22 protein-coding genes are annotated in these 20,554 nt (G+C 64.6%); 9 read left to right on the forward strand and 13 right to left on the reverse strand.

What is annotated here, in order from left to right:
- Positions 1 to 66 precede the first annotated feature (66 nt).
- A complete protein-coding gene (locus CXY78_RS16720; protein ID WP_092340128.1) occupies positions 67 to 753 on the forward strand; it encodes an exonuclease domain-containing protein in 687 nt (228 codons plus the stop codon).
- Positions 754 to 836: 83 nt separating this feature from the next.
- Here the strand turns inward: CXY78_RS16720 and CXY78_RS16725 are convergent, their stop codons facing one another.
- The 3 genes from CXY78_RS16725 to glgA all read right to left on the reverse strand — a co-directional run bounded on the left by CXY78_RS16725 (position 837) and on the right by glgA (position 3,301).
- Positions 837 to 1,088: a type B 50S ribosomal protein L31 gene (locus tag CXY78_RS16725; RefSeq protein WP_104090325.1), complete on the reverse strand. Its 252-nt coding sequence runs from the start codon at positions 1,086 to 1,088 to the stop codon at positions 837 to 839.
- A gap of 168 nt (positions 1,089 to 1,256) precedes the next feature.
- The gene (locus CXY78_RS16730; RefSeq protein WP_092340127.1) at positions 1,257 to 2,039 is read right to left on the reverse strand and encodes an ABC transporter ATP-binding protein; all 783 of its coding nucleotides are present in this window, start codon (positions 2,037 to 2,039) and stop codon (positions 1,257 to 1,259) included.
- An 80-nt stretch (positions 2,040 to 2,119) separates the two neighbouring features.
- On the reverse strand, positions 2,120 to 3,301 hold the full coding sequence (glgA, locus tag CXY78_RS16735) for a glycogen synthase (protein ID WP_104090327.1): 1,182 nt from the start codon (positions 3,299 to 3,301) through the stop codon (positions 2,120 to 2,122).
- Positions 3,302 to 3,381: 80 nt separating this feature from the next.
- Between glgA and CXY78_RS16740 the strand changes: the two genes are divergently transcribed.
- Complete coding sequence (locus CXY78_RS16740) at positions 3,382 to 4,626, forward strand: glucose-1-phosphate adenylyltransferase (RefSeq protein WP_104090329.1); 1,245 nt, start codon at positions 3,382 to 3,384, stop codon at positions 4,624 to 4,626.
- On the forward strand, positions 4,623 to 5,276 hold the full coding sequence (gene serB, locus CXY78_RS16745) for a phosphoserine phosphatase SerB (RefSeq protein ID WP_233206223.1): 654 nt from the start codon (positions 4,623 to 4,625) through the stop codon (positions 5,274 to 5,276). The genes CXY78_RS16740 and serB overlap by 4 nt, the downstream gene beginning before the upstream one ends.
- Before the next feature lie 28 nt (positions 5,277 to 5,304).
- Here the strand turns inward: serB and fabG are convergent, their stop codons facing one another.
- A complete protein-coding gene (fabG, locus tag CXY78_RS16750) occupies positions 5,305 to 6,015 on the reverse strand; it encodes a 3-oxoacyl-ACP reductase FabG (protein ID WP_092340124.1) in 711 nt (236 codons plus the stop codon).
- A gap of 169 nt (positions 6,016 to 6,184) precedes the next feature.
- Between fabG and CXY78_RS16755 the strand changes: the two genes are divergently transcribed.
- The 3 genes from CXY78_RS16755 to CXY78_RS16765 are packed head-to-tail and all read left to right on the forward strand — an operon-like array spanning position 6,185 to position 7,592.
- Positions 6,185 to 6,478 carry a DUF3099 domain-containing protein gene (locus CXY78_RS16755; protein WP_092340123.1) on the forward strand — a complete coding sequence of 98 codons (294 nt, stop codon included), beginning with the start codon at positions 6,185 to 6,187 and terminating at the stop codon, positions 6,476 to 6,478.
- A 29-nt stretch (positions 6,479 to 6,507) separates the two neighbouring features.
- Positions 6,508 to 6,747: a hypothetical protein gene (locus tag CXY78_RS16760; protein WP_104090331.1), complete on the forward strand. Its 240-nt coding sequence runs from the start codon at positions 6,508 to 6,510 to the stop codon at positions 6,745 to 6,747.
- The gene (locus tag CXY78_RS16765; protein WP_104090333.1) at positions 6,744 to 7,592 is read left to right on the forward strand and encodes an SURF1 family protein; all 849 of its coding nucleotides are present in this window, start codon (positions 6,744 to 6,746) and stop codon (positions 7,590 to 7,592) included. Before CXY78_RS16760 ends, CXY78_RS16765 begins: the two co-directional genes overlap by 4 nt.
- Before the next feature lie 6 nt (positions 7,593 to 7,598).
- On the opposite strand, the gene CXY78_RS16770 is transcribed toward CXY78_RS16765, so the two are convergent.
- The 3 genes from CXY78_RS16770 to CXY78_RS16780 all read right to left on the reverse strand — a co-directional run bounded on the left by CXY78_RS16770 (position 7,599) and on the right by CXY78_RS16780 (position 11,234).
- Positions 7,599 to 8,840 (reverse strand): glycosyltransferase, encoded by a 1,242-nt coding sequence (locus CXY78_RS16770; protein WP_233206224.1) that lies wholly within the window; start codon positions 8,838 to 8,840, stop codon positions 7,599 to 7,601.
- Positions 8,841 to 8,898: 58 nt separating this feature from the next.
- Positions 8,899 to 10,497: an ABC-F family ATP-binding cassette domain-containing protein gene (locus CXY78_RS16775; RefSeq protein ID WP_104090337.1), complete on the reverse strand. Its 1,599-nt coding sequence runs from the start codon at positions 10,495 to 10,497 to the stop codon at positions 8,899 to 8,901.
- A 107-nt stretch (positions 10,498 to 10,604) separates the two neighbouring features.
- Positions 10,605 to 11,234, reverse strand: a complete 630-nt coding sequence (locus CXY78_RS16780) for a TetR/AcrR family transcriptional regulator (protein WP_092340118.1) — start codon at positions 11,232 to 11,234, stop codon at positions 10,605 to 10,607.
- A gap of 54 nt (positions 11,235 to 11,288) precedes the next feature.
- Here CXY78_RS16780 and CXY78_RS16785 point away from each other — a divergent pair, with 54 nt between their 5' ends.
- Positions 11,289 to 12,080: a DUF222 domain-containing protein gene (locus CXY78_RS16785; protein WP_140425730.1), complete on the forward strand. Its 792-nt coding sequence runs from the start codon at positions 11,289 to 11,291 to the stop codon at positions 12,078 to 12,080.
- On the opposite strand, the gene CXY78_RS21100 is transcribed toward CXY78_RS16785, so the two are convergent.
- The gene (locus CXY78_RS21100) at positions 12,059 to 12,208 is read right to left on the reverse strand and encodes a hypothetical protein (protein ID WP_158253339.1); all 150 of its coding nucleotides are present in this window, start codon (positions 12,206 to 12,208) and stop codon (positions 12,059 to 12,061) included. The genes CXY78_RS16785 and CXY78_RS21100 overlap by 22 nt on opposite strands.
- A gap of 62 nt (positions 12,209 to 12,270) precedes the next feature.
- Between CXY78_RS21100 and CXY78_RS16790 the strand changes: the two genes are divergently transcribed.
- Entirely contained in the window at positions 12,271 to 13,692 is a 1,422-nt protein-coding gene (locus tag CXY78_RS16790; protein WP_092340116.1) for a 3' terminal RNA ribose 2'-O-methyltransferase Hen1, read from the forward strand.
- Complete coding sequence (locus tag CXY78_RS16795; protein WP_104090340.1) at positions 13,689 to 16,244, forward strand: polynucleotide kinase-phosphatase; 2,556 nt, start codon at positions 13,689 to 13,691, stop codon at positions 16,242 to 16,244. The genes CXY78_RS16790 and CXY78_RS16795 overlap by 4 nt, the downstream gene beginning before the upstream one ends.
- Before the next feature lie 57 nt (positions 16,245 to 16,301).
- On the opposite strand, the gene CXY78_RS16800 is transcribed toward CXY78_RS16795, so the two are convergent.
- The 5 genes from CXY78_RS16800 to sufB are packed head-to-tail and all read right to left on the reverse strand — an operon-like array spanning position 16,302 to position 20,456.
- A complete protein-coding gene (locus tag CXY78_RS16800; RefSeq protein WP_092107875.1) occupies positions 16,302 to 16,631 on the reverse strand; it encodes a metal-sulfur cluster assembly factor in 330 nt (109 codons plus the stop codon).
- A 4-nt stretch (positions 16,632 to 16,635) separates the two neighbouring features.
- Positions 16,636 to 17,400 carry a Fe-S cluster assembly ATPase SufC gene (gene sufC, locus CXY78_RS16805; protein ID WP_104090342.1) on the reverse strand — a complete coding sequence of 255 codons (765 nt, stop codon included), beginning with the start codon at positions 17,398 to 17,400 and terminating at the stop codon, positions 16,636 to 16,638.
- 60 nt (positions 17,401 to 17,460) lie between these two features.
- Complete coding sequence (locus CXY78_RS16810) at positions 17,461 to 17,787, reverse strand: non-heme iron oxygenase ferredoxin subunit (protein ID WP_092340113.1); 327 nt, start codon at positions 17,785 to 17,787, stop codon at positions 17,461 to 17,463.
- A 2-nt stretch (positions 17,788 to 17,789) separates the two neighbouring features.
- Positions 17,790 to 19,037, reverse strand: coding sequence for a Fe-S cluster assembly protein SufD (sufD, locus tag CXY78_RS16815; protein WP_104090343.1), 1,248 nt, complete (start codon positions 19,035 to 19,037; stop codon positions 17,790 to 17,792).
- Complete coding sequence (sufB, locus tag CXY78_RS16820; RefSeq protein WP_092340111.1) at positions 19,038 to 20,456, reverse strand: Fe-S cluster assembly protein SufB; 1,419 nt, start codon at positions 20,454 to 20,456, stop codon at positions 19,038 to 19,040.
- Positions 20,457 to 20,554 lie beyond the last annotated feature (98 nt).

A 20,554-nucleotide genomic window follows, 5' to 3' on the forward strand; every position in this document is an offset into this window, starting at 1 on the left:
TCACAGCACGGCCCGCACCGTTGGGTGGCGCGGAAGAGTGTCGGTGGTCGCCCCTAGGGTGGAAGTATGAGCACCTGGAGCGATCACCTCGCCGTATTCGACCTTGAAACCACCGGAATCGACGTGGAAACCTGCCGCATCGTGTCGGCCACCGTCGCCGTTCTCGACGCGAGCGGTACCGCCGTGGAACGCATCGATTGGCTGGTCGATCCGGGCATTGACATTCCGGCCGGAGCGACCAGCGTTCACGGCATCACGACAGAGCAGGCCGTAGAGCACGGTCGGGTCGCCGCGGAGGCTGTAGCCGAGATCGTCACAGCCCTGCGCGGGCATCTGAGCGACGGCCTGCCCATCGTGGCCTACAACGCCCCCTACGACCTCACCCTGCTCGATCGTGAAGCCCTGCGCTACGGCATCGTCCCGCTGGACTCCCCCAGTCCCGTCGTCGATCCCCTGGTCATCGACAAGGCCGTCGATAAGTATCGCAAGGGCAAGCGCACCCTCGAGGTCACCAGCGCGTTCTATGGTGTCTCACTGGACGATGCCCATGATGCCGGAGCCGATGCGATCGCCGCCGGTCGTGTCGCCCAGGCCATTCACCGGGCCCACGAGGGTGCTCTGCCCGCCACTCTCGACGAGATGCACGCGCTGCAGGTCACTTGGTACCGCCAGCAGGCCGAAAGTTTTCAGGAGTACATGCGGCGCGGTCGCGACCCCGAATTTCTAGCGGACACCGCCTGGCCCCAGCGCTGACGCAGATCGGAACAGACACAAAAAAGCGACCAGCCTGGGCTGGTCGCTTTTCTTGCAGTACCTGGTGCTTGCAGTACCTGGTGCTATTTGCCGAAGCCCTTGTAGCGCGAGTTGAACTTCTCCACGCGGCCGGCGGAGTCCATGATGCGCTGCTTGCCCGTGTAGAACGGGTGAGACTCGGAGGAGATTTCCACGTCGATGACCGGGTACGTGGTTCCGTCTTCCCACTCGATGGTCTTCTTGCTGGAGACCGTCGAACGGGTCAGGAAGGTCGCGCCGGAGGCGAGGTCGCGGAACACGACCGAAGCGTACTCGGGGTGGATGTCAGACTTCATGAAGATTTCCTTTTGCACTTCTGGTGAACAGACTTGTAACTGGTCACAGTGCTGTTCGATTGTTGGGCCCCGCCGTCTGGGACGACGACAAGCTGGTTGGCCAGATGGCCAGCCACTTACTTTAGCAGAAAGAGCGCGTGATCGACCGCCTTTGCCGGGAGTCTGAGCTCAGACCGCACGCGCAGAGTAGCGGCCGTCGGTCTCGGACAGTTCGACCGCGAGGCCGAAAGTCTCGGTCAGGGCTTCGGCGGTCAGCGCTTCGGCAATAGGCCCGGCTGAGACGACCTTGCCGCCCGACAGCAACAGCACGTGGGTAAATCCGAGCGGAATCTCTTCGACGTGGTGGGTGACCATGATGATGGCCGGGGAGTTGGGTTCCTGGGCAAAACCGCTGAGCAGCTGAAGAAGCGATTCCCGGGCGCCGAGATCGAGGCTCGCAGCGGGCTCGTCCAGCAAAAGAATTTCGGGGTCGGTCATGACCGAGCGGGCAATCTGCACCCGCTTCTGCTCGCCGTCACTCAGCGTGCCGAACTTGCGGTCAGCGAGGTGGTCGAGATTCCACTCCTGCAGCACGCGCTGGGCACGTCGCTCGTCGATGGTTTCGTATTCCTCGTTCCACCGGCCGGTGACCGAATAGGCCGCCGTCATGACAACGTCGAGGACCTTTTCTTGGACCGGGACCTTGCGCGCCATGGCGGTCGAGGCGAACCCGATGCGGGGCCGCAGCTCGAAGACATCCGTTCCACCGAGCGTCTCATCGAGCACTTCGGCCTGACCGGTCGACGGGTGCATGAAAGCCGCGGCGATCTGCAGCAACGTGGTCTTGCCGGCTCCGTTCGGGCCGAGAATGACCCACCGTTGGTCGTCATCGACGCTCCAATTCACTGAGTCGAGGATGATGGTGCCACCCCGGACGACCGAGACGTCGGTGAAATGCAGAACGTTGACCATACAGCCATGTTATCGGGCGGGGCCAGTGCAGAAAGACGTCGGGCCCGCCCCAATGGCGAGCCCGACCCCCCTACGGCCCGTCAGAGCAGCGAGGCGTAGATCTCCCGAGTGCGGGTGGCGATCTGGCTCCAGCCAAATTCCCGCTCGGCGCGCAGACGACCGGCGCGTCCCATTTCGGCGGCGCGGGCCGGGTCGCTCACAACTTCGGTGAGTGTTCGGGCGAGGTCGGCGACGAACTGATCGGGGTGCAGCGGGGTGCCGGTGCCGTCGGTGAGCTGCTCGATCGGTACCAGCCGCCCGGTCTGGCCGTCGGCGACGACCTCGGGGATACCGCCGGTTGCGGTACCGACGACTGCGAGTGAGCAGGCCATGGCTTCGAGGTTGACGATTCCGAGGGGTTCGTAGATGGACGGGCAAACGAAGACCGTGCCGTGGGTGAGTACCGCAGCAAGCTCGGGCTGGGCGAGGAGCCGGTTGATCCAGACCACACCGGACCGCTCGCGTTGCAGGGCCTCGACACCAGCCGACACTTCAGCCAGGATCCCCGGGGTGTCGGGCGCACCGGCGCACAGCACGAGCTGCACCTCGGGCGGCAGCAGGGCGGCGGCGCGCAAGAGGTAGGGCAGCCCTTTCTGCCGGGTGATGCGACCGACGAAGACAACGGATGGCCGGTTAGGGTCAATCCCCAGGCTCCGCACAAAATCTTCGTTCGGGGTCGGTTTCCAACGCTCGAGGTCGATGCCGTTGTAGACGGTGTGCACCCGTCTCGCATCGAGTGCCGGATAGCTACGTAGGATGTCGCGACGCATGCCGTCGCTGACGGCGATGACGGCATCCGCTGCTTCAAAGGCTGTTTTTTCGATCCAGCTCGACACTCGGTAGCCGCCGCCGAGTTGCTCCGCTTTCCACGGGCGCAGCGGTTCAAGACTGTGGGCGGTGACGACGTGCGGAATACCGTGCAGCATCTTCGCGAGGTGTCCGGCCGCATTGGCGTACCAGGTGTGAGAGTGCACCAGATCGGCTCCAGCGGCGTCCTGGGCCATTTGCAGGTCGACGCCGAGGGTACTCAGGGTGGCGTTGGCGTCTACCAGCTGCGCGGGTACCGCATAGGCAAAGGTGTCGATATCCGAGCGCGGCGCGCCAAAGCACCGCACCGACACGGCAATGTCTTCACGGAGCGCTCGCACGAGCTCTGTGACGTGCACGCCCGCTCCCCCGTAGATCTCCGGGGGGTATTCCTTGGTCATCAGATCCACTCGCATGGAGCAAAGGTAGCGCAGCCGGGCCCGACCCACACCCCGCGGTGCTAGTCGACCTGCCCGGTTGGCCCTACTCTGTACACATGAAGGCCAAGAAGATCTTTGGAATCGTTCTCGCCGGTGGCGAGGGAAAACGGCTAATGCCGCTGACCGAGGACCGGGCCAAGCCCGCCGTCCCCTTTGGCGGGCATTACCGCCTGGTGGACTTTGCCCTGTCCAATCTGATCAATTCCGGCGTCACCCAGATCGTAGTGTTGACCCAGTACAAGTCACACAGCCTCGACCGCCACGTCTCCCAGACCTGGCACGTCTCCGGCGGGTTGTTCAACTCGTACATAGCCTCCGTGCCGGCGCAGCAGCGCCTTGGCAAACGCTGGTTCAGCGGATCGGCCGATGCCATTTTGCAGAGCCTGAACCTCATTCATGATGAAAAACCCGACATCGTCGTCGTCGTCGGTGCCGATCACGTCTACCGCATGGACTTCAGTCAGATGATCGACGCCCACATCGCGTCGGGATTGGCAGCCACGGTCGCCGCCATTCGCCAGCCGATCGGCCTGGCCGACCAGTTCGGCGTCATCGAAGTGGATGCCGCCACTCCCGATCGCATCCTGGACTTTCGCGAGAAGCCCAAGGACGCCGTCGGGCTCGCCGACGCCCCGCACGAAGTGTTCGCTTCGATGGGCAACTATGTCTTCAACACCGATGCCTTGATCGAGGCGGTGCTGCGCGATGGTGAGCGTACCGACTCGAGTCACGACATGGGCGGCGATATCATTCCCGATTTCGTTTCTCGCGGGGATGCCGGCGTGTACGATCTGCAGCGCAATGAGGTCCCCGGTTCCACCGATCGCGACCGGTACTATTGGCGCGATGTCGGAACCATTGATTCGTTCTTCGAAGCCCACCAGGACCTCATCTCGGCCCTTCCGGTATTCAACCTGTATAACCAGCAGTGGCCGATCTTCAGCATGCAGCTGAACTCTCCGCCGGCGAAATTCGTCCGCGACGGACGGGGCGCCCTCGGCACCATGATCGACTCGATCGTCTCCCTCGGCTGCGTCATCTCGGGCGCACACATCGAGCGCAGCGTTCTCGGCCCGTGGACCTCGATCGGTTCGGCCTGCGAAGTCGTCGACTCCATCGTGTTCGACCGCGTGCAGATCCGCCCGGGAGCGATCGTGCGCCGGGCAATCCTCGACAAGGAAGTCATCGTCGAGCCCGGTGCCACGGTCGGTGTCGATCGCGATCGTGACCTGGCACGCGGCTTCAGCGTGACCGAATCCGGCATCACCGTCGTCGGTAAGGGCGTGCTCGTTACTCCGTGATCCTTAGCTCCGCATCAACTTTTCTGGTCGTGCTCGACGCCGACTCCACCCTGATCCAGGACGAAGTGATCGAACTGCTGGCGGATGCCGCCGGCTCACGTGAACTCGTCGCCGACGTCACCGAGCGCGCGATGCGCGGCGAACTCGACTTCGCCGACAGCCTACGCGAACGGGTTTTGACCCTGGCGGGGCTTCCGGACACCGTTTTCGCCGAGGTGGGGCGGCGCATCCGCCCGACCGAGGGAGTGCACGAACTGATCGCCGGCATTCACGCCGCCGGGGGCGTCGTGGGGGTGGTCTCCGGCGGTTTTCATGAGCTGCTCGACCCGCTCGCGGCCGACCTGGGCCTGGACCACTGGCGGGCCAACCGACTCGAAGTGGAAGGCGGCTACCTGACCGGACGGGTGCTCGGCCCGATCATCGACGCCGAGGCGAAAGCCGTCGCCCTGCGTGAATGGGCCGCCCAGCGCCGCATCATTCTGTCGCAGACGATCGCCGTCGGCGACGGCGCGAACGACCTGCGAATGATGGACGCGGCCGGACTCGCCGTCGCGTTCAATGCCAAGCCGCGGGTGAAGCGTGAGGCCGACCTCGTAATCGAGAACTGCAATCTCAGCCAGGTACTGCCGCTGCTCGGTCTGCGCGGCTGACGCGACCCCCGCCGTGCACGGGCTGGGCCTAGTGGCCCATGCCCAGGCCGCCATCCACAGGAATGACGGCACCCGAAATGTACGCGGCGTCATCGCCGGCCAGCCAGGTGACGACGCGAGCGACTTCTAACGGAGTGGCAAAACGGCCGGCCGGAATATTGCGCTTGTAGTCGGCCTGCTGTGCTTCGGGCAGGGCGGCGGTCATGTCGGTCTCGATGAAACCGGGAGCGACGACGTTGGCCGTGATCCCACGGGCACCGAGCTCTCGGGTGACCGAGCGGGCCAGGCCAACCAGGCCGCTCTTCGACGCCGAGTAGTTCACCTGCCCGGCAGAGCCATAGAGACCGACAACGCTCGAGATGAGAACGATGCGTCCGAAGCGAGCCTTCAGCATCCCCTTGCTGGCACGCTTGACGACGCGGAATGCGCCGCTGAGGTTGGTGTCGATGACCGAGGTGAAGTCATCCTCCGACATGCGCATGAGCAGGGTGTCGCGGGTGATCCCGGCGTTGGCCACGACGACCTCGACCGGGCCGTAGGTCGCTTCGATCTGGGTGAACGCGGCATCGATCGACGCGGCATCCGTTACGTCGGCACGTACGGTGAGGCTGCCGGCCGGTCCGTGCCCGGACCGCGAAGTGACGGCCACGCGGTGTCCCTGGGCGAGGAATTCTTCCGCGATGGCAAATCCGATGCCGCGGTTGCCGCCGGTGACGAGCACTGTTCGAGCCGTTGTCATGAAGTTCCAAGTCTGTTGATTGCTGTGATGTGGGGGTTGCAGGGTGCAACACTACGAAATACCCGGCAGATTCAAGTTTAAGGCGTGCGACAATCCGGCCGTACAGACGTAGGCTTATTGAGGTGGATTTTCCCCCAGTGAAGAAACCGACGACGAACCCGATGGACCTATGAAGCAGCAGTCGATCACCTCGCTCCCCGCCTCCCCGGAGGTCGAACGACGCAACCGGATGATCAAATATTCCATTGCAATGGGCGTGCGTGTCATTTGCATTGTGCTGATGCTTTTTGTGCAGGGCTGGTGGCTGGTGATCTGCGCACTCGGTGCCATTCTTCTTCCGTACTTCGCCGTCGTGGTCGCGAACGTGAAGATTGCGCCCCGCGGAGCCGAAGTATTGCGGCCTGGTGGCGTCGAGATCTATACCGGCACCGACACCCGTTCCTCCGACGACGAGGTCAAGTGAGTGCTCGCGCGGCTGCTTCACCCGGCCCCATGATCGGGCTGGGCGCGCCCCTGCAATCCTCAACCTGCTCGCGGGCCGACTGTCGCAATACGGGAACGTGGCGGCTGGACTGGCGCAACCCGCGCATCCACTCGAGCGATCGGGTCAAAACCTGGCTGGCCTGCGATGAGCACGTCGACTACCTGCGGGAATTTCTGGCCGCGCGCGATTTTCCCCTCACTGTGAGCCCGTTTGACACCTCACCAGAGCCCGCCGGAGATGCGCGATGACGGGCTGGAAGTTCGCCTTCAGCCGCCGCTGGGCCGGGTATCTCGCGCTCACCATACTCTTTGCGGCGGTGTGTTCCGGCCTCGGCGCGTGGCAGCTTGCCCGGCGCGACGAGGCCCTCACCGAACTGTTCAAGATCGACTCCAACTTCGACTCAAACCCGGTCCCAGTCACCGAGGCGCTGCCCGAACTGACCGCCTTTGACGAATCCCAAAAGTGGATGCCGGTGGAACTGAAAGGCATTTACCTCACCGCCGACGAGATGCTCGCGCGCAACCGCCCGCTCAACGTCAATCCGGGCTTTGAGGTGCTGACCCCACTGCTGCTCACCGACGGCACCATCTTCATCGTCGACCGCGGCTGGCTGCCCACCGGGCAGGAACAGGACGCACCCGACACGGTGCCGGCTCCGCCGAGCGGAACGGTGACCGTTGTCGCCCGGCTCAAGGCCAGCGAACCCGACCTCCCAGGCCGTACCGCCAACGGCGACCAGGTCGCGACGATCAATCTCACCACCATTGCCGCGCGGCTCGACCAGCCCACCTATACCGGCGCTTATGGCCTGATGGACACCGAGAGCCCGGCCGCTACCGAGAAGCGCCCGGCCGCCGTCGTGAAGCCGATCCGCGACGAAGGCCCGCACCTCTCGTATGCGTTCCAGTGGTTCGTTTTCGGCCTCCTCGCCTTCATCGGCCTCGGTTGGGCGCTGCGCGAGGAATATCGCAGTGTGAACGCCGAAGATCCCGACGAACGCGAACGCGCCGATGAGCGTGCCCGCAAACGGGCGGCGAAACCGCGCAATGACGCCGAGATCGAGGATGAGCTGCTCGACCGGCAGCTGACCTAGAGCACTTCAGGCGACTGCACGGTCGTGCTGCCGGGCCTCGATCGGCTCATCGAGGAGTGCACGGTAGACCCGGACCAGAGACGCTGCCGAGCGAGTCCAGTCCAGCCGAAGCGCATGCTCGCGAGCGGCCTGGGCCAGTTCGCCCGCCCGCGTCGGGTCGGTTAGGATCTGCGCCATCGCATCGGCCCAAACCTGCGGATCGCGGGAGTCCAGAACGAGTCCGGTGATTCCGTCGACGACCGCCTCGCGCAATCCCCCGGCCGCCGAAGCAACGACCGGTACGCCGCTCGCGGCCGCTTCCAGTGCCACCAGACCGTAGGTCTCCGAGTGCGACGGTACGAGCACCAGGCGGGCACCGCGAAACAGTTCTGCCAGGTTCGCGTGGGACTGTGCACCGACAAATCGAATGTCGGACAGGCCGGCCCCTTCAGCGAGCTGGTGGAGCTCCTCAACGTAACCGGCATAGTCGACCGAGGCATCGCCGGCAATTACCAGCTCGGGTCGGCGGTCCTGTGGAAGCGCTGCGATGGCGTGAATGGCCAGATCAAGGCCTTTCAGCGGCTGTAGCCGTGCCGCGACGACGACGTAGCCATCGGTGGTCGCACTGGCCGGTGGCTGGCGAAGACGCGCTGGTGAAAACAGCCGGCTGTCCACTCCCGGGAGCACAGTGCTGGTTCGGTTAGCCCGGCCCCCGAGCCGCACGGAAATCGTAGCGGCCTCGGCCGCACTGATCGCGACCAGGGAATCCGATTCGCGAGCGAGCCAGGCCTCGCCGAGCATCCGTCCCGGCGATTCGGCTCGTTCGCCGGCCGACAGCGGGCTACCGTCCTCGGCGGCGATGCTGTGAAAGCTTTGCACGTGCGGAATGCCCCAGGTTCGCGCGACCGGCAGCGCGGCCATGCCGGAGAACCAGTGATGCGAGTGGATGATGTCGTACGGTTCGAGGGCGGCCAGTTCGGCCGAGAAATCACCGATGAACGCTTCGTGCTCGCCCTTGCTCACCGAAACGGCCGGGCCAGCATCGAGAAACTGCAGGGTCACGCGCGGCGCAAGCCGCTGCCGGTGGGGCTGCGCGGCGGACGACCGTCGGGTGAGGATAGTCACCGTGTGACCGAGCGCTCCGAGAGCCTCGGCCTGGTGACGCACCACCACGTTCATTCCGCCGGCGTCGCCCGCGCCCGGATCGGTACCCGGCGAGGTGTGCAGGCAGACCAGCGCGATGCACAATGGTTTTTCGAGCGGGAACACGCACGGGTCCTTTTCTTCAGGCGAACCGGCACCACCCATGCCGAATCAGTGTGGGTGGTTAGGACAGCTCGATCAGGTCGAGGTAGTCCTTGTTCCAGTGGTCCTCCGTGCCCTCGGGCATGATCAGCACGCGCTCGGGGTTGAGAGCCTGTACGGCACCCTCATCGTGGCTGACCAGAACGACGGCGCCGGCATAGTGCGCGAGGGCGTCGAGGATCTCTTCGCGGCTGGCCGGGTCGAGGTTGTTAGTGGGCTCGTCGAGCAGCAGCACGTTGGCGCCGGAGACCACGATCATGGCCAGGGCCAGTCGGGTCTTCTCGCCACCGGACAGCACACCGGCGGGCTTGTTGGAGTCGTCACCGGTGAACAGGAACGAACCGAGTACCCGGCGGGCTTCCATCTCGGTGATGCTGGGCGAGGACGAGACCATGTTCTCCAGCACGCTGCGCTTGACGTCGATGGTCTCGTGTTCCTGCGCGTAGTAGCCGATGCGCAGGCCGTGGCCGGGTTCGATCGAGCCAGTATCGGACTCGTCGACACCGGCGAGCATGCGCAGCAGCGTGGTCTTGCCTGCACCGTTGAGGCCGAGGATGACCACCTTGGAGCCACGGTCGATCGCGAGGTCGACGGCCGTGAAGATCTCGAGCGAACCATAGCTTTTCGACAGGTCCTTGGCCATGAGCGGTGTACGACCACAGGGTGCCGGCTCTGGAAAGCGCAGCTTGGCGACGCGTTCGACGGCACGCACGGCGTCCAGCCCGGAAAGGAGCTTCTCGGCGCGCGCCACCATCTGGTGGGCGGCGGCGGCCTTGCTGGCCTTTGCGCCGAACTTAGCGGCCTGAAGTTGCAGGGTCGAGGCCTTCTTCTCCGCGTTGGAGCGTTCCTTCTTGCGACGGTCGGCATCCGCTGAGCGCTGGAGCAGGTAGTTCTTCCAGTTCATGTTGTAGATGTCAATCATCATGCGGTTGGCATCGAGGTAGAACACTCGGTTGACCGTTTCGCCGACGAGCTCGATGTCGTGGCTGATGATGATGCAGCCGCCCTTGTAGTTCTTGACGAATTCGCGCAGCCAGGCCACCGAGTCGGCGTCGAGGTGGTTGGTCGGTTCGTCGAGGATCATCATCTCGGCGGCCGAGAACAGAATGCGGGCGAGCTCAATACGACGACGCTGACCACCAGAGAGAGTGCTGAGGGCCTGGTCGAGAATGTGGTCCGGCAGTTTCAAGTTGCTGGCGATCGAGGCGGCTTCGGCCTCAGCGGAGTAGCCGCCCAGTCCGTTGAACTCGTCGGTCAGCCGACCATACTTCTTCATGGCGGCTGCGGCGATCTTGGGATCGGGGTCGGCCATGGCCATGCTGGACTCGTGCATGCCGAGGGCGATGGTACCGAGGCCACGGGCATCCAGAATTCGGGTGCGGGCGAGCATGGACGGGTCGCCGGCGCGCGGGTCCTGGGGCAGGTAGCCGATCTCCCCCGAGTGACTGATCGAACCCTTGGTCGGGTTCGTCTCCCCCGCGAGCGTCTTCGTCAGGGTCGTCTTTCCGGCGCCGTTACGGCCGACGAGGCCGATCTTGTCGCCGCTCGCGACGCGGAAGTTGACGCCCTCCATGAGCACGCGGGCTCCAACGCGGATTTCGAGATCTTGCACGTTGAGCACAGCAATAGTCCATTCGAAGTGTTTGTACGGGTGTGAAGTGTGAGTTGGCCGAAGCGGTCCAACTCACTAGTATATTTGCCTTCAGGCTGTGCTCGGCACACGGGCGCCTACAGCAGGGCAGCCAGGAGCGATTTTTCCAGCCAGTTCAGGTAGGCCTCGGTCGACCAGCCGAGCGACAGAACGAGCGAGCGATAAGTGTGCGGATGGGCCAGCGCCCACATCGTCGCCGCGGCTTCGTGATCGCTCAGCCCTCCTCGCAGGCCGCGCTTCTCGCGCAGTGCTGCCGCCACCTCGCCGAAGCCGTGCAGCCGTGCAGCATCGCGCTTCTGCTCGAATTCCCCCACATCCGGATCGACCACGGCAGCTTCGCTGACGATGCGCAGAATGCCCGAGGTGCGCTCATTCACGAGTGCGCTCGACCGCGCCAGAATACGGATGACCTCGGTCGCGGTACGCGCTTCGGCCATGCGTTCCCGGGTCGCTCCCGACAGCAGCGCCGGCGCCCCCGGCTCAGCGGCGACCCGGTCGAGAACCGCGGCCAGCAGTTCGGCCTTGGACCCCACCGAGTTGTAGATCGTCTGCACGACCACGCCAGCCTCCCCCGCAATCGCCGCCACAGACGTACCGACATAGCCGCGCTCGAGCATGAGGCGCCCGGCCGCCATGACGATCTCCGCCCGCGTACTGGCCGCATGGGCCGCGCGCCGCCGTATCGCTCCGTTTTCCCCTGTATTCATACAACTAGCATACCGTTCTAGTCACTAGATCCAGCTGCCAGTAGGGATACTGTGTTGGGAATTCGTCGTATGGTGGAGCGGCCCGATACTCTTACCGCGCTCCGCACTGGGGACATCTCCCTCCGCCACGCCCGCCGGCTGCTCGACCAGCTCGGTTCCGTGCCGCGGCCCGCCCGCGACGCGCTGGAGGCGGTGCTGCTGCCGCACGCCAAACGCCTCACTCCCACGCAGTTCGAGGGCAAGGCCCGCAAAGTGCGGGAACGGTTCCACCCCGACAGCATCACCGTGCGCCGTGCCAAGTGCCTCTCCGACCGCAAGGTGCTGTTCTTCCCCGACAAGGACGGCATGGCCACCCTCTGGCTGCGCGGTGCGGGTGACGACCTGCAGGGCATCTACACCCGCGTCACCGACGCCGCCCTCAGCCAGCTGCGCGCCGACGTCGCCGTCGACCTGCTCCAGCAGGGCGTCACCGGCAGCGGCCTCGGCGCCGGACTCACCGCCAACGTCAACATCACCGTGCCGGTGCTCACCCTCATGGGCAAAAGCGAAGAACCCGCCGAGCTTGAAGGGTACGGGCCGATCGACCCGGAGACCGCCCGCCGCCTGGCCGGCACGGCGACGAGTTTCCTGCGCATCCTCACCCACCCGCACACCGGAATCGTGCTCGACGTCAGCCAAGACCCCTTCCGCGTGCCGGCCAGCTTGAAGAAGTACCTGCGACTGCGCGATGGAACCTGCCGGTTCCCCGGCTGCAACCGCTCCGCCGGGCACAGCGACCTCGACCACACCATCGACAAACAATTCAGCGGCCCGGGTGGCCATGCTCAGGGGCGCGTGATCTTGTGACCGAAGGCCGCGAACGCGCCCAGTCCAGCACCGATGGCGGCGAGCACGTGTGCCGAAATGCTGAGACCGAGGGCCAGCCCGCGGTCCTCGACGACCTCGCTGTGATCAGCGCCAAGCCACGGGTGCATGAGACGCAGCCGCAACAGGCATCAATAGACTGGCGGCTACCGTTGCCTGAAGGAAGGACCCCGTGCTCGTCACCGTCACCTCGACCGCGCCCGCCGCATCCAATCTGAGCCACCTGCTTCGCAAGCACCCGGATCGAGCGCAGGCATTTCCGCTGAGTGTCGGAACAGCGCACGTTTTCTACCCTGAGGTGTCCGATGAACGTTGCACGGTAGCGCTGATCCTCGAAGTCGACCCCATCGGTCTGGTGCGCGACAAGCGCTTCCGGGGAAGCGACGCGGCCACACTCGCCCGTTACGTGAACGACCGTCCATATGCGTCCTCCTCCATGGTCGCCGTCGCGCTGGGCCAGGTCTTCCGCACGGCCATGAACGGGACGAGCGAGTCGTTTCCCGAGCTCGCAGCATCCGCGCTACCCCTCGAGATCACCGTGGCGGCCGTGCCGGCCAGGGGCCGCGACACCGCCGGCCTCGTCACGCGACTGTTCGAACCGCTCGGCTGGTCCGTCACTGAGACGCCGATCCCGCTGGACCCGGCGTTCCCGGAGTGGGGCGATTCCGTCTACGTTGACCTCGTGCTGCGCGGTGAGGTCCGGCTCAGCGACGCGCTCCGGCACCTTTATGTGCTGCTGCCCGTGCTCGACGACGCCAAGCACTATTGGGTGTCGGACGACGAAATCGGCAAGCTCCTGCGCGCAGGCGTTGGCTGGCTGCCTCACCACCCCGAGCGCGAACTCATCACGCGCCGCTACCTGGCGCATCAGCCGTCGATGGTCAACGAGGCCACAGCACGGCTTTCCGCGGACACCCGGTTGAACGACCTAGACGACTTGCCTGCGCCCGAGCTGGCAGAGCCGAGCGAGCAGTCCGGCTCGGCACCGCTGGCCCAGCAGCGCGCCGAGGCCGTGCTCACGGCCCTGCACGACGTCGGAGCGCACACGGTAGCCGATGTCGGATGCGGCGAAGGCACGCTGCTGAAGCGCCTGAGCGCGGAAGCTGCGTTCACGACGATCATCGGCTGCGATGTCTCGGCGAGCGTTCTGGTCAAGGCTGCGCGAACGCTCAACTTGCGTGAGGCCAGTGATAGACAGCACGAGAGGGTGCACCTCGCGCAGTCGTCGGTGACGTACCAGGACGACCGCATCGCCGGCCTCGACGCGATCGTGCTGATGGAGGTGATCGAGCACCTCGACCTGGAGCGGCTCCCGGCGCTCGAGTCGGCCGTGTTCGGAGCAGCCGCTCCCGGCGCGGTTATCGTGACAACGCCGAACGCCGACTTCAATGCCCGGTATGAGTCCTTGCCCGCCGGCTCGTTCCGGCACCGCGATCACCGATTCGAGTGGTCCAGGGCCGAATTCGCTGCCTGGGCGGCTGAAGTCGCGGCTCGCCGCGGCTACTCGGTCGAGTACCGCACGGTCGGCGACGTCGACGTCGAACTCGGCTCCCCGACCCAGCTCGCCCTGTTCCGCAAGGCCACCAACCTATGACACGCCTACCTCTTCCCAACCTGTCGCTCGTGGTGCTCGTCGGTGCCTCCGGCTCCGGAAAGTCGACCTTCGCCGCCACCCACTTCGGACAGTTCGAGACACTGTCGAGCGACTTCTTCCGCGGGCTCGTCTCCAACGACGAAAACGACCAGGTTGCGACGTCCGCAGCGTTCGAGGCGCTCCGGTTCGTCGCGGGAAAACGCCTCGACGCTGGGCTCCTGACCGTTATCGACGCCACCAACGTGCAAGCGGATGCTCGCCGCTCACTCGTAGCGCTCGCGCGAGCACACGACGTCCTACCGGTCGCCGTCGTGCTCGACGTGCCGCAGAGCGTCTGCGTCGAGCGCAACGCCGCGCGCGCCGACCGCACGTTCGGGGCATCCGTCATCAAGCGTCAGCACGATCAGCTTCGACGTTCCCTTAAACAGCTCGGCAAGGAGGGCTTCCGGCGGGTCCACATGCTATCCGGGCTGGACGAAATCGCGGCCGCGGAGTTCGTTCGGGAACCCCTTCTCAACGACCGTTCCGACGAAAGCGGCCCGTTCGACGCCATTGGCGACGTGCACGGCTGCCGCAGTGAGCTCGAGGCGCTATTGGGCAAGCTCGGCTACGAGCTCATGCGCGATGACGAGGATCGCCCCATTGACGCCGTGCACCCTCAAGGGCGCCGCGCGATCTTCCTGGGCGACCTCATCGACCGCGGCCCCGATACCCCCGGAGTACTGCGACTCGCCATGGGCATGGTCGCGGCCGGCCACGCCCTGGCCGTGCCGGGCAACCACGAGGCGAAGCTCGTGCGCGCGCTAGACGGAAAGAAGGTGCAGACGAGCCACGGCCTCGCCGAGACACTGGCACAGCTGTCGAGCGAGACCGAGGAGTTTCGCCATGAGGTTTTGCACTTCTGCCGCGATCTGGTGTCGCACCTCGTCTTGGACGAGGGCCGTCTAGTCGTCGCGCACGCCGGTCTGATCGAGAAATACCACGGACGAGCCTCGAGCCGCGTGCGAGCATTCTCGTTGTTTGGCGACACGACGGGCGAGACCGACGACTATGGCTTGCCGGTACGGCTGCCCTGGGCCGAGGATTACCGCGGAAAAGCCACCGTGCTTTACGGCCACGTCCCCACCCTCGAAGCGGAGTGGGTCAACGGCACTATGTGCCTCGACACTGGCTGCGTGTTCGGTGGAAAGCTCAGCGCCCTCCGCTATCCCGAGAAGGAAATAGTGGACGTACCGGCCGAAAGCGTCTGGTATGAGCCGGTCGCGCCCATGGGCGCTCGCGAATCCAGCGGCGGAGTGGCCGCAGGAGCCGTGACACGTGATCCTGGGCTCCTCAGAATAGATGACGTGCTCGGCAAGCAGATCGTCGAGACTCGGGTTTTCGGCAAGGTCGGAATCCGTGAGGATAATGCTGCCGGGGCGCTCGAGGTCATGAGCCGGTTCGCCACCGACCCCCGGCGCCTCGTCTACCTGCCCCCGACCATGAGCCCGCCGCACGTGTCGGATCGCGACGGCATCCTGGAGCACCCGGCCGAGGCGTTCGCGGCCTACCGCCGTGAGGGCCTCGATCGTCTGATCTGCGAGGAGAAGCACATGGGCTCCCGCGCGGTCGTGCTGCTGACCCGAGTCGCCACCCGTTTTGGCGCGCCCGAGGGGTGGCGCGGAGCAGTCCACACCCGCACGGGCCGGCCGTTCTTCGACGAGTCGACGACCGACGACTTTCTCTCGCGTCTCGACCGAGCCGCCGAGACGGCCGGGCTGTGGTCGGAATTCAAGACATCCTGGTTGCTCTTCGATGCCGAGCTGCTTCCTTGGTCGCTCAAAGCGGGGCCAATGATCCGAGAGCAGTACGCGAGCGTCGCAGCCGCGGCAACGAGCGCCCTGCCGGCCGCGTCGCGGGTTCTCCAGGCCGCCGTCGACCGGGGTGTCGACGTGACCGACCTGCTCGCCCGCACGCAGCACCGCGCGTCTAACGCCGAGGCCTACCGAGACTCCTACCGGCGTTACAGCCAGCCGGTGTCTGGGGTGGACGGCGTGCAGCTTGCCCCGTTCCAGCTGCTCGCCTCAGAAGGAGCAAGCCAACTGGGGCAGGATCACTCCTGGCACCTCGCCATCGCCGACCGTCTCGCCGCCGCAGACGAGGAGTTCATCCGTCGCACCCGGCACATCGACGTCGACCTGACCTCGGCTGAATCGGAGGCCGCGGCCACGACCTGGTGGGAAGATCTGACCAATGCCGGTGGTGAAGGCATGGTGGTGAAGCCGGTCGCCGGCCTCGTTCGCGGAACGCGATCGCTCGCGCAGCCGGGCATCAAGGTGCGCGGGGACGAATACCTGCGGATCATCTACGGACCTGATTACCTCGATCCAACCAACCTGGCGCGCCTGCGCGACCGGGATGTCGGGCACAAACGCTCAATGGCGCTCCGCGAGTACGCACTCGGCGTCGAAGCGGTCGAACGTTTTGTCGCCGATGAGCCGCTCTGGCGGGTGCACCAGGCCGTCTTTGGCGTGCTTGCTATGGAATCAGAACCGGTCGACCCCCGGCTCTAAACCAAAACCAAAGGCCCCGCCAGCGTGTGCTGGCGGGGCCTTCAGGACGAACACGTGCTACATGGCGAAGCCGAGGGCTCGCATCATGTCGCGACCGTCGTCGGTGATCTTCTCCGGACCCCACGGCGGCATCCAGACCCAGTTGATGCGGAACTGGTCGACGACACCATCGAGGGCCTCAGCCGTCTGCTCCTCGAGCACATCGGTCAGCGGGCAGCCGGCCGAGGTGAGGGTCATGTGGATGATGAGCGCGTTGTTCTCGTCGTCCCAGCCGAGGTCGTAAATGAGCCCGAGGTCGACGACGTTGATGCCGAGTTCCGGGTCCATGACGTCTTTGAGGGCCTCTTCGATTTCGTCGAAGCGAGCCGGACTGAGTGTTGAGGCCATAGGACTAGCCTACGTTCGACGGGACAAGAAAGCGATCGTAGCCCTCGTCCTCGAGGCGGTCGGCGAGCTCGGAGCCGCCCTGTTCGGCGATGCGTCCGTTGACGAACACGTGCACGAAGTCGGGGTGGATGTAGCGCAGGATGCGCGTGTAGTGCGTGATGAGCAGAAGTCCGAGGCCGGTGTTGGCCTTGGCGCGGTTGACGCCCTCGGAGACGATCTTGAGTGCGTCGACGTCGAGTCCGGAGTCGGTCTCGTCGAGCACGGCGAACTTGGGCTTGAGGAGTTCGAGCTGCAGAATCTCGTTGCGCTTCTTCTCGCCACCGGAGAAGCCCTCGTTGACGTTGCGCTCGGCGAAGGTCTTGTCCATGCGCAGGTTGGTCATCGACTGGCGAACATCCTTGATCCAGGTGCGGATCGGTGGGGCTTCACCCTCAATGGCCGTCTTGGCCGTACGCAGGAAGTTCGTGACGGTCACTCCGGGAATCTCGACCGGGTACTGCATGGCGAGGAAGAGACCGGCACGGGCGCGGGCATCCACTGTCATTTTGAGTACTTCGGCGCCGTCGAGCAGGATGGAGCCGCTCTCGACGTGATACTTGGGGTGGCCGGCGATCGTGTAGGCGAGGGTGGACTTGCCGGAGCCGTTCGGGCCCATGATGGCGTGGATTTCGCCCTCGTTGATGGTGAGGTTGACGCCGCGCAGAATCTGCTTGGTGCCCTGGTCGGTCTCGACGGTGACGTGCAGGTCTTTGATTTCAAGAACAGACATGAATGTCTAATCCCTTTCTAAATTCTTTAAGTTGGTGGGGGCGGTACTGCCTGAGCAGGCCTATACCGCGACGGTGACGGACGGATCGACGAAGACGAACCCGTCGATGAGTTCAACGTTGTAAACCGGGACCGGATCATACGCCGGCAGGGACAGCGGCTTGCCCGTGGTCAGGGAGAACATCGAGCCGTGGGCCCAGCATTCGAGCGTCTGGCCTTCCACGAATCCCTCGGACAGGGAGATGTCACCGTGCGTGCAGGTATCACCGATGGCGAACACGTCGCCGGCGGCGTCACGCACGAGGGCGATAGCCACCCCGTCGATTTCGACCTTGACAGCCTGGTTTACTTCGAGCTCATCGAGAGCGCAGATCTTCGTTGCGGCCATGCTTACTTGTCGTCCGTTCCAATAAGTTCGGCTTCGATTGCGAGCTGCAACCGAGCTTCAAGTTCGGGGGAACCAATCTGCTGCACGACCTCGGTGAGGAATCCGCGCACGACCAGGCGCCGCGCTTCTTTCTCGGTGATACCGCGAGACTGAAGGTAGAACAACTGCTCGTCGTCGAAACGTCCGGTGGCACTGGCGTGACCGGCTCCGACGATGTCGCCGGTTTCAATCTCCAGGTTGGGGATGGAATCGGCGCGGGTGCCCTCGCTGAGTACGAGGTTGCGGTTCTGCTCGTAGCTGTCGGTGCCGGCAGCTTTGTTGCCGATCAGCACATCGCCGATCCAGACTGTGCGGGCGTCCTGGCCCTGCAACGCGCCCTTGTAGTTGACCCGGCTGCGGCTCTTCGGTGCGTCGTGGAAGACGTACACCTGCTGTTCCAGGTGCTGGCCGGCATCCGCGAAGTACAGGCCGAGGAGCAACGTGTCCGAGCCGGGTCCGGCGAGACGTACCGACGGGTTGACCCGCACGATACTGCCGCCGAGCGAGACGACGACGTGCTTGAGCCGCGCGTCACGACCGATGGATGCGAAATGGTTAGCCAGGTGCACCGCCGAGTCGTCCCATTCCTGCAGGGAAACGACCGTGAGGTTCGCGGACTCGCCGAGGATGATCTCAACGTTTTCGCTGAGCCGGGCGTCACCCGTGTTCGCCAGGATGACCGTGGCCTGGCTGAACGGCTTGGCCTCGATGATCGTGTGGGCGCCGCGGGCAGTGTTACCGAGGGCCGATCGGGTGACCGTGATCTCCTTGGCTTCCTCGCCGCTGACCGTGATGGCGAGGGCGTCGTCGAAGACGCCCCAGGCGTTGGCTGCGGCGCGTTCTTCCGGCAGACCGGCAGTCCCGATGCGGGCATCCGTTCTGGGCACCCACGCAACCGAGATATCGGCCGACGGAGTTGACTCGATGAGGTAACGCGAGCCGTCGAGATCGCCGGCGGTGAGGTCGGTGAATTTGGCGACGGGCGAGTGCTTCCAGACGGCTTCGCGGCCGGTGACGGCCTGGAAGTCGGCGACGTTGACGCTTTTGAAACGGTCAGAACGGGTTTGCACCGGCACGTAGCCGAAACGTCCGTCGGAGTGTTCTTTGATTCCGTGCTGGCCGGGCGTCAGAGTCGACGCGCTTGTAGCGGGTGTGGATGGTTCGGGCACAGTTTTTGAAGCGCTCTTCGAAAGCGCTGAAGCGGCGGACATTTAGCCGACGGATCCTTCCATGCCCATTTCAATGAGCTTGTTGAGTTCGAGGGCGTACTCCATCGGGAGCTCCCGGGCGATCGGTTCGATAAATCCGCGAACGATCATGGCCATGGCCTCGTCTTCGGGCATACCACGGCTCATCAGGTAGAACAGCTGCTCTTCGCTGACGCGGGAGACGGTGGCCTCGTGGCCGAGCTGCACGTCATCTACACGGATGTCGATGGACGGGTAGGTGTCGGAACGCGACTGGGTGTCGACCAAGAGAGCGTCGCAGCGCACGGTGTTGGCGGAGTGGTGCGCGGAGGCATCCACTCGAACCTCACCGCGGTACCCGCTGCGCCCGCCGCCACGGGCGATGGACTTGGAGACGATCGACGACTGCGTGTACGGAGCCATGTGGATCATCTTCGCGCCGGCATCCTGGTGCTGGCCGGGGCCGGCGAAGGCCACCGAGAGCGTCTCGCCCTTGGCGTGCTCGCCCATCAGGTAGATGGACGGGTACTTCATGGTGACCTTGGAACCGATGTTGCCGTCGATCCATTCCATCGTGGCGCCTTCGCCGGCCGTGGCCCGCTTGGTGACGAGGTTGTAGACGTTGTTCGACCAGTTCTGGATGGTCGTGTAGCGAACGCGAGCGTTCTTCTTCACGACGATCTCGACCACGGCGGAGTGCAGCGAGTCAGACTTGTAGATCGGGGCGGTGCAGCCCTCGATGTAGTGCACGTAACTGCCCTCGTCGGCAATGATGAGCGTGCGCTCGAACTGGCCCATGTTCTCCGTGTTGATGCGGAAGTAGGCCTGCAGCGGAATCTCGACGTGCACGCCGGGCGGCACGTAGACGAACGATCCCCCCGACCAGACGGCCGTGTTGAGCGCGGCGAACTTGTTGTCGCCGGAGGGGATGATGGTGCCGAAGTACTCTTCGAAGAACTCCGGGTGCTCCTTGAGCGCCGTGTCGGTGTCCATGAAGATGACGCCCTGGGCTTCGAGCTCCTCGTTGATCTGGTGGTAGACCACTTCAGACTCGTACTGGGCTGCAACGCCGGAGACGAGGCGCTGACGCTCAGCTTCTGGAATTCCGAGCTTCTCGTAGGTGTTCTTGATGTCGTCGGGCAGGTCTTCCCAGGTCTGGGCCTGCTTCTCCGTTGAGCGCACGAAGTACTTGATGTTGTCGAAATCGATCTCGGAAAGATCGGCGCCCCAAGTGGGCATGGGCTTGCGTTCGAACAGCTGCAGAGCCTTGAGCCGTCGCTGCAGCATCCAGTCCGGCTCGGATTTCAGGTTCGAGATGTCAGTGACAACCTCGGGGGAAATACCACGGCGAGCGGATGCTCCGGCCTTGTCTGAATCGGCCCACCCGAATTCGTAGGTGCCAATCCCCTCAAGGTCGGGACGGTCTAGCAGGACATCCGACATTATTACCTCTTCTCTACCCATCACAACCCGGATATTAGTCCGGTCATTCCCGCACGGCCGCCGTACTGATCAACTCGATGGAGCTGAATTCAGTGGAG

It is taken from the genome of Cryobacterium sp. N19 (assembly GCF_002929595.1).
In the GTDB taxonomy this organism is placed as follows: domain Bacteria; phylum Actinomycetota; class Actinomycetes; order Actinomycetales; family Microbacteriaceae; genus Cryobacterium; species Cryobacterium flavum.

Coding starts and splice junctions, on each gene's coding strand:
- CXY78_RS16810 (WP_092340113.1), bottom strand. CDS start 17,787: ATGGCCGCAACGAAGATCTGCGCTCTCGATGAGCTCGAAGTAAACCAG.
- CXY78_RS16725 (WP_104090325.1), bottom strand. CDS start 1,088: ATGAAGTCTGACATCCACCCCGAGTACGCTTCGGTCGTGTTCCGCGAC.
- CXY78_RS16765 (WP_104090333.1), top strand. CDS start 6,744: ATGACGGGCTGGAAGTTCGCCTTCAGCCGCCGCTGGGCCGGGTATCTC.
- CXY78_RS21100 (WP_158253339.1), bottom strand. CDS start 12,208: ATGCACCCGTGGCTTGGCGCTGATCACAGCGAGGTCGTCGAGGACCGC.
- CXY78_RS16760 (WP_104090331.1), top strand. CDS start 6,508: ATGATCGGGCTGGGCGCGCCCCTGCAATCCTCAACCTGCTCGCGGGCC.
- sufC (WP_104090342.1), bottom strand. CDS start 17,400: ATGTCTGTTCTTGAAATCAAAGACCTGCACGTCACCGTCGAGACCGAC.
- CXY78_RS16800 (WP_092107875.1), bottom strand. CDS start 16,631: ATGGCCTCAACACTCAGTCCGGCTCGCTTCGACGAAATCGAAGAGGCC.
- sufB (WP_092340111.1), bottom strand. CDS start 20,456: ATGTCGGATGTCCTGCTAGACCGTCCCGACCTTGAGGGGATTGGCACC.
- CXY78_RS16795 (WP_104090340.1), top strand. CDS start 13,689: ATGACACGCCTACCTCTTCCCAACCTGTCGCTCGTGGTGCTCGTCGGT.
- CXY78_RS16755 (WP_092340123.1), top strand. CDS start 6,185: ATGAAGCAGCAGTCGATCACCTCGCTCCCCGCCTCCCCGGAGGTCGAA.
- sufD (WP_104090343.1), bottom strand. CDS start 19,037: ATGTCCGCCGCTTCAGCGCTTTCGAAGAGCGCTTCAAAAACTGTGCCC.
- glgA (WP_104090327.1), bottom strand. CDS start 3,301: ATGCGAGTGGATCTGATGACCAAGGAATACCCCCCGGAGATCTACGGG.
- CXY78_RS16780 (WP_092340118.1), bottom strand. CDS start 11,234: ATGAATACAGGGGAAAACGGAGCGATACGGCGGCGCGCGGCCCATGCG.
- CXY78_RS16720 (WP_092340128.1), top strand. CDS start 67: ATGAGCACCTGGAGCGATCACCTCGCCGTATTCGACCTTGAAACCACC.
- CXY78_RS16730 (WP_092340127.1), bottom strand. CDS start 2,039: ATGGTCAACGTTCTGCATTTCACCGACGTCTCGGTCGTCCGGGGTGGC.
- fabG (WP_092340124.1), bottom strand. CDS start 6,015: ATGACAACGGCTCGAACAGTGCTCGTCACCGGCGGCAACCGCGGCATC.
- CXY78_RS16740 (WP_104090329.1), top strand. CDS start 3,382: ATGAAGGCCAAGAAGATCTTTGGAATCGTTCTCGCCGGTGGCGAGGGA.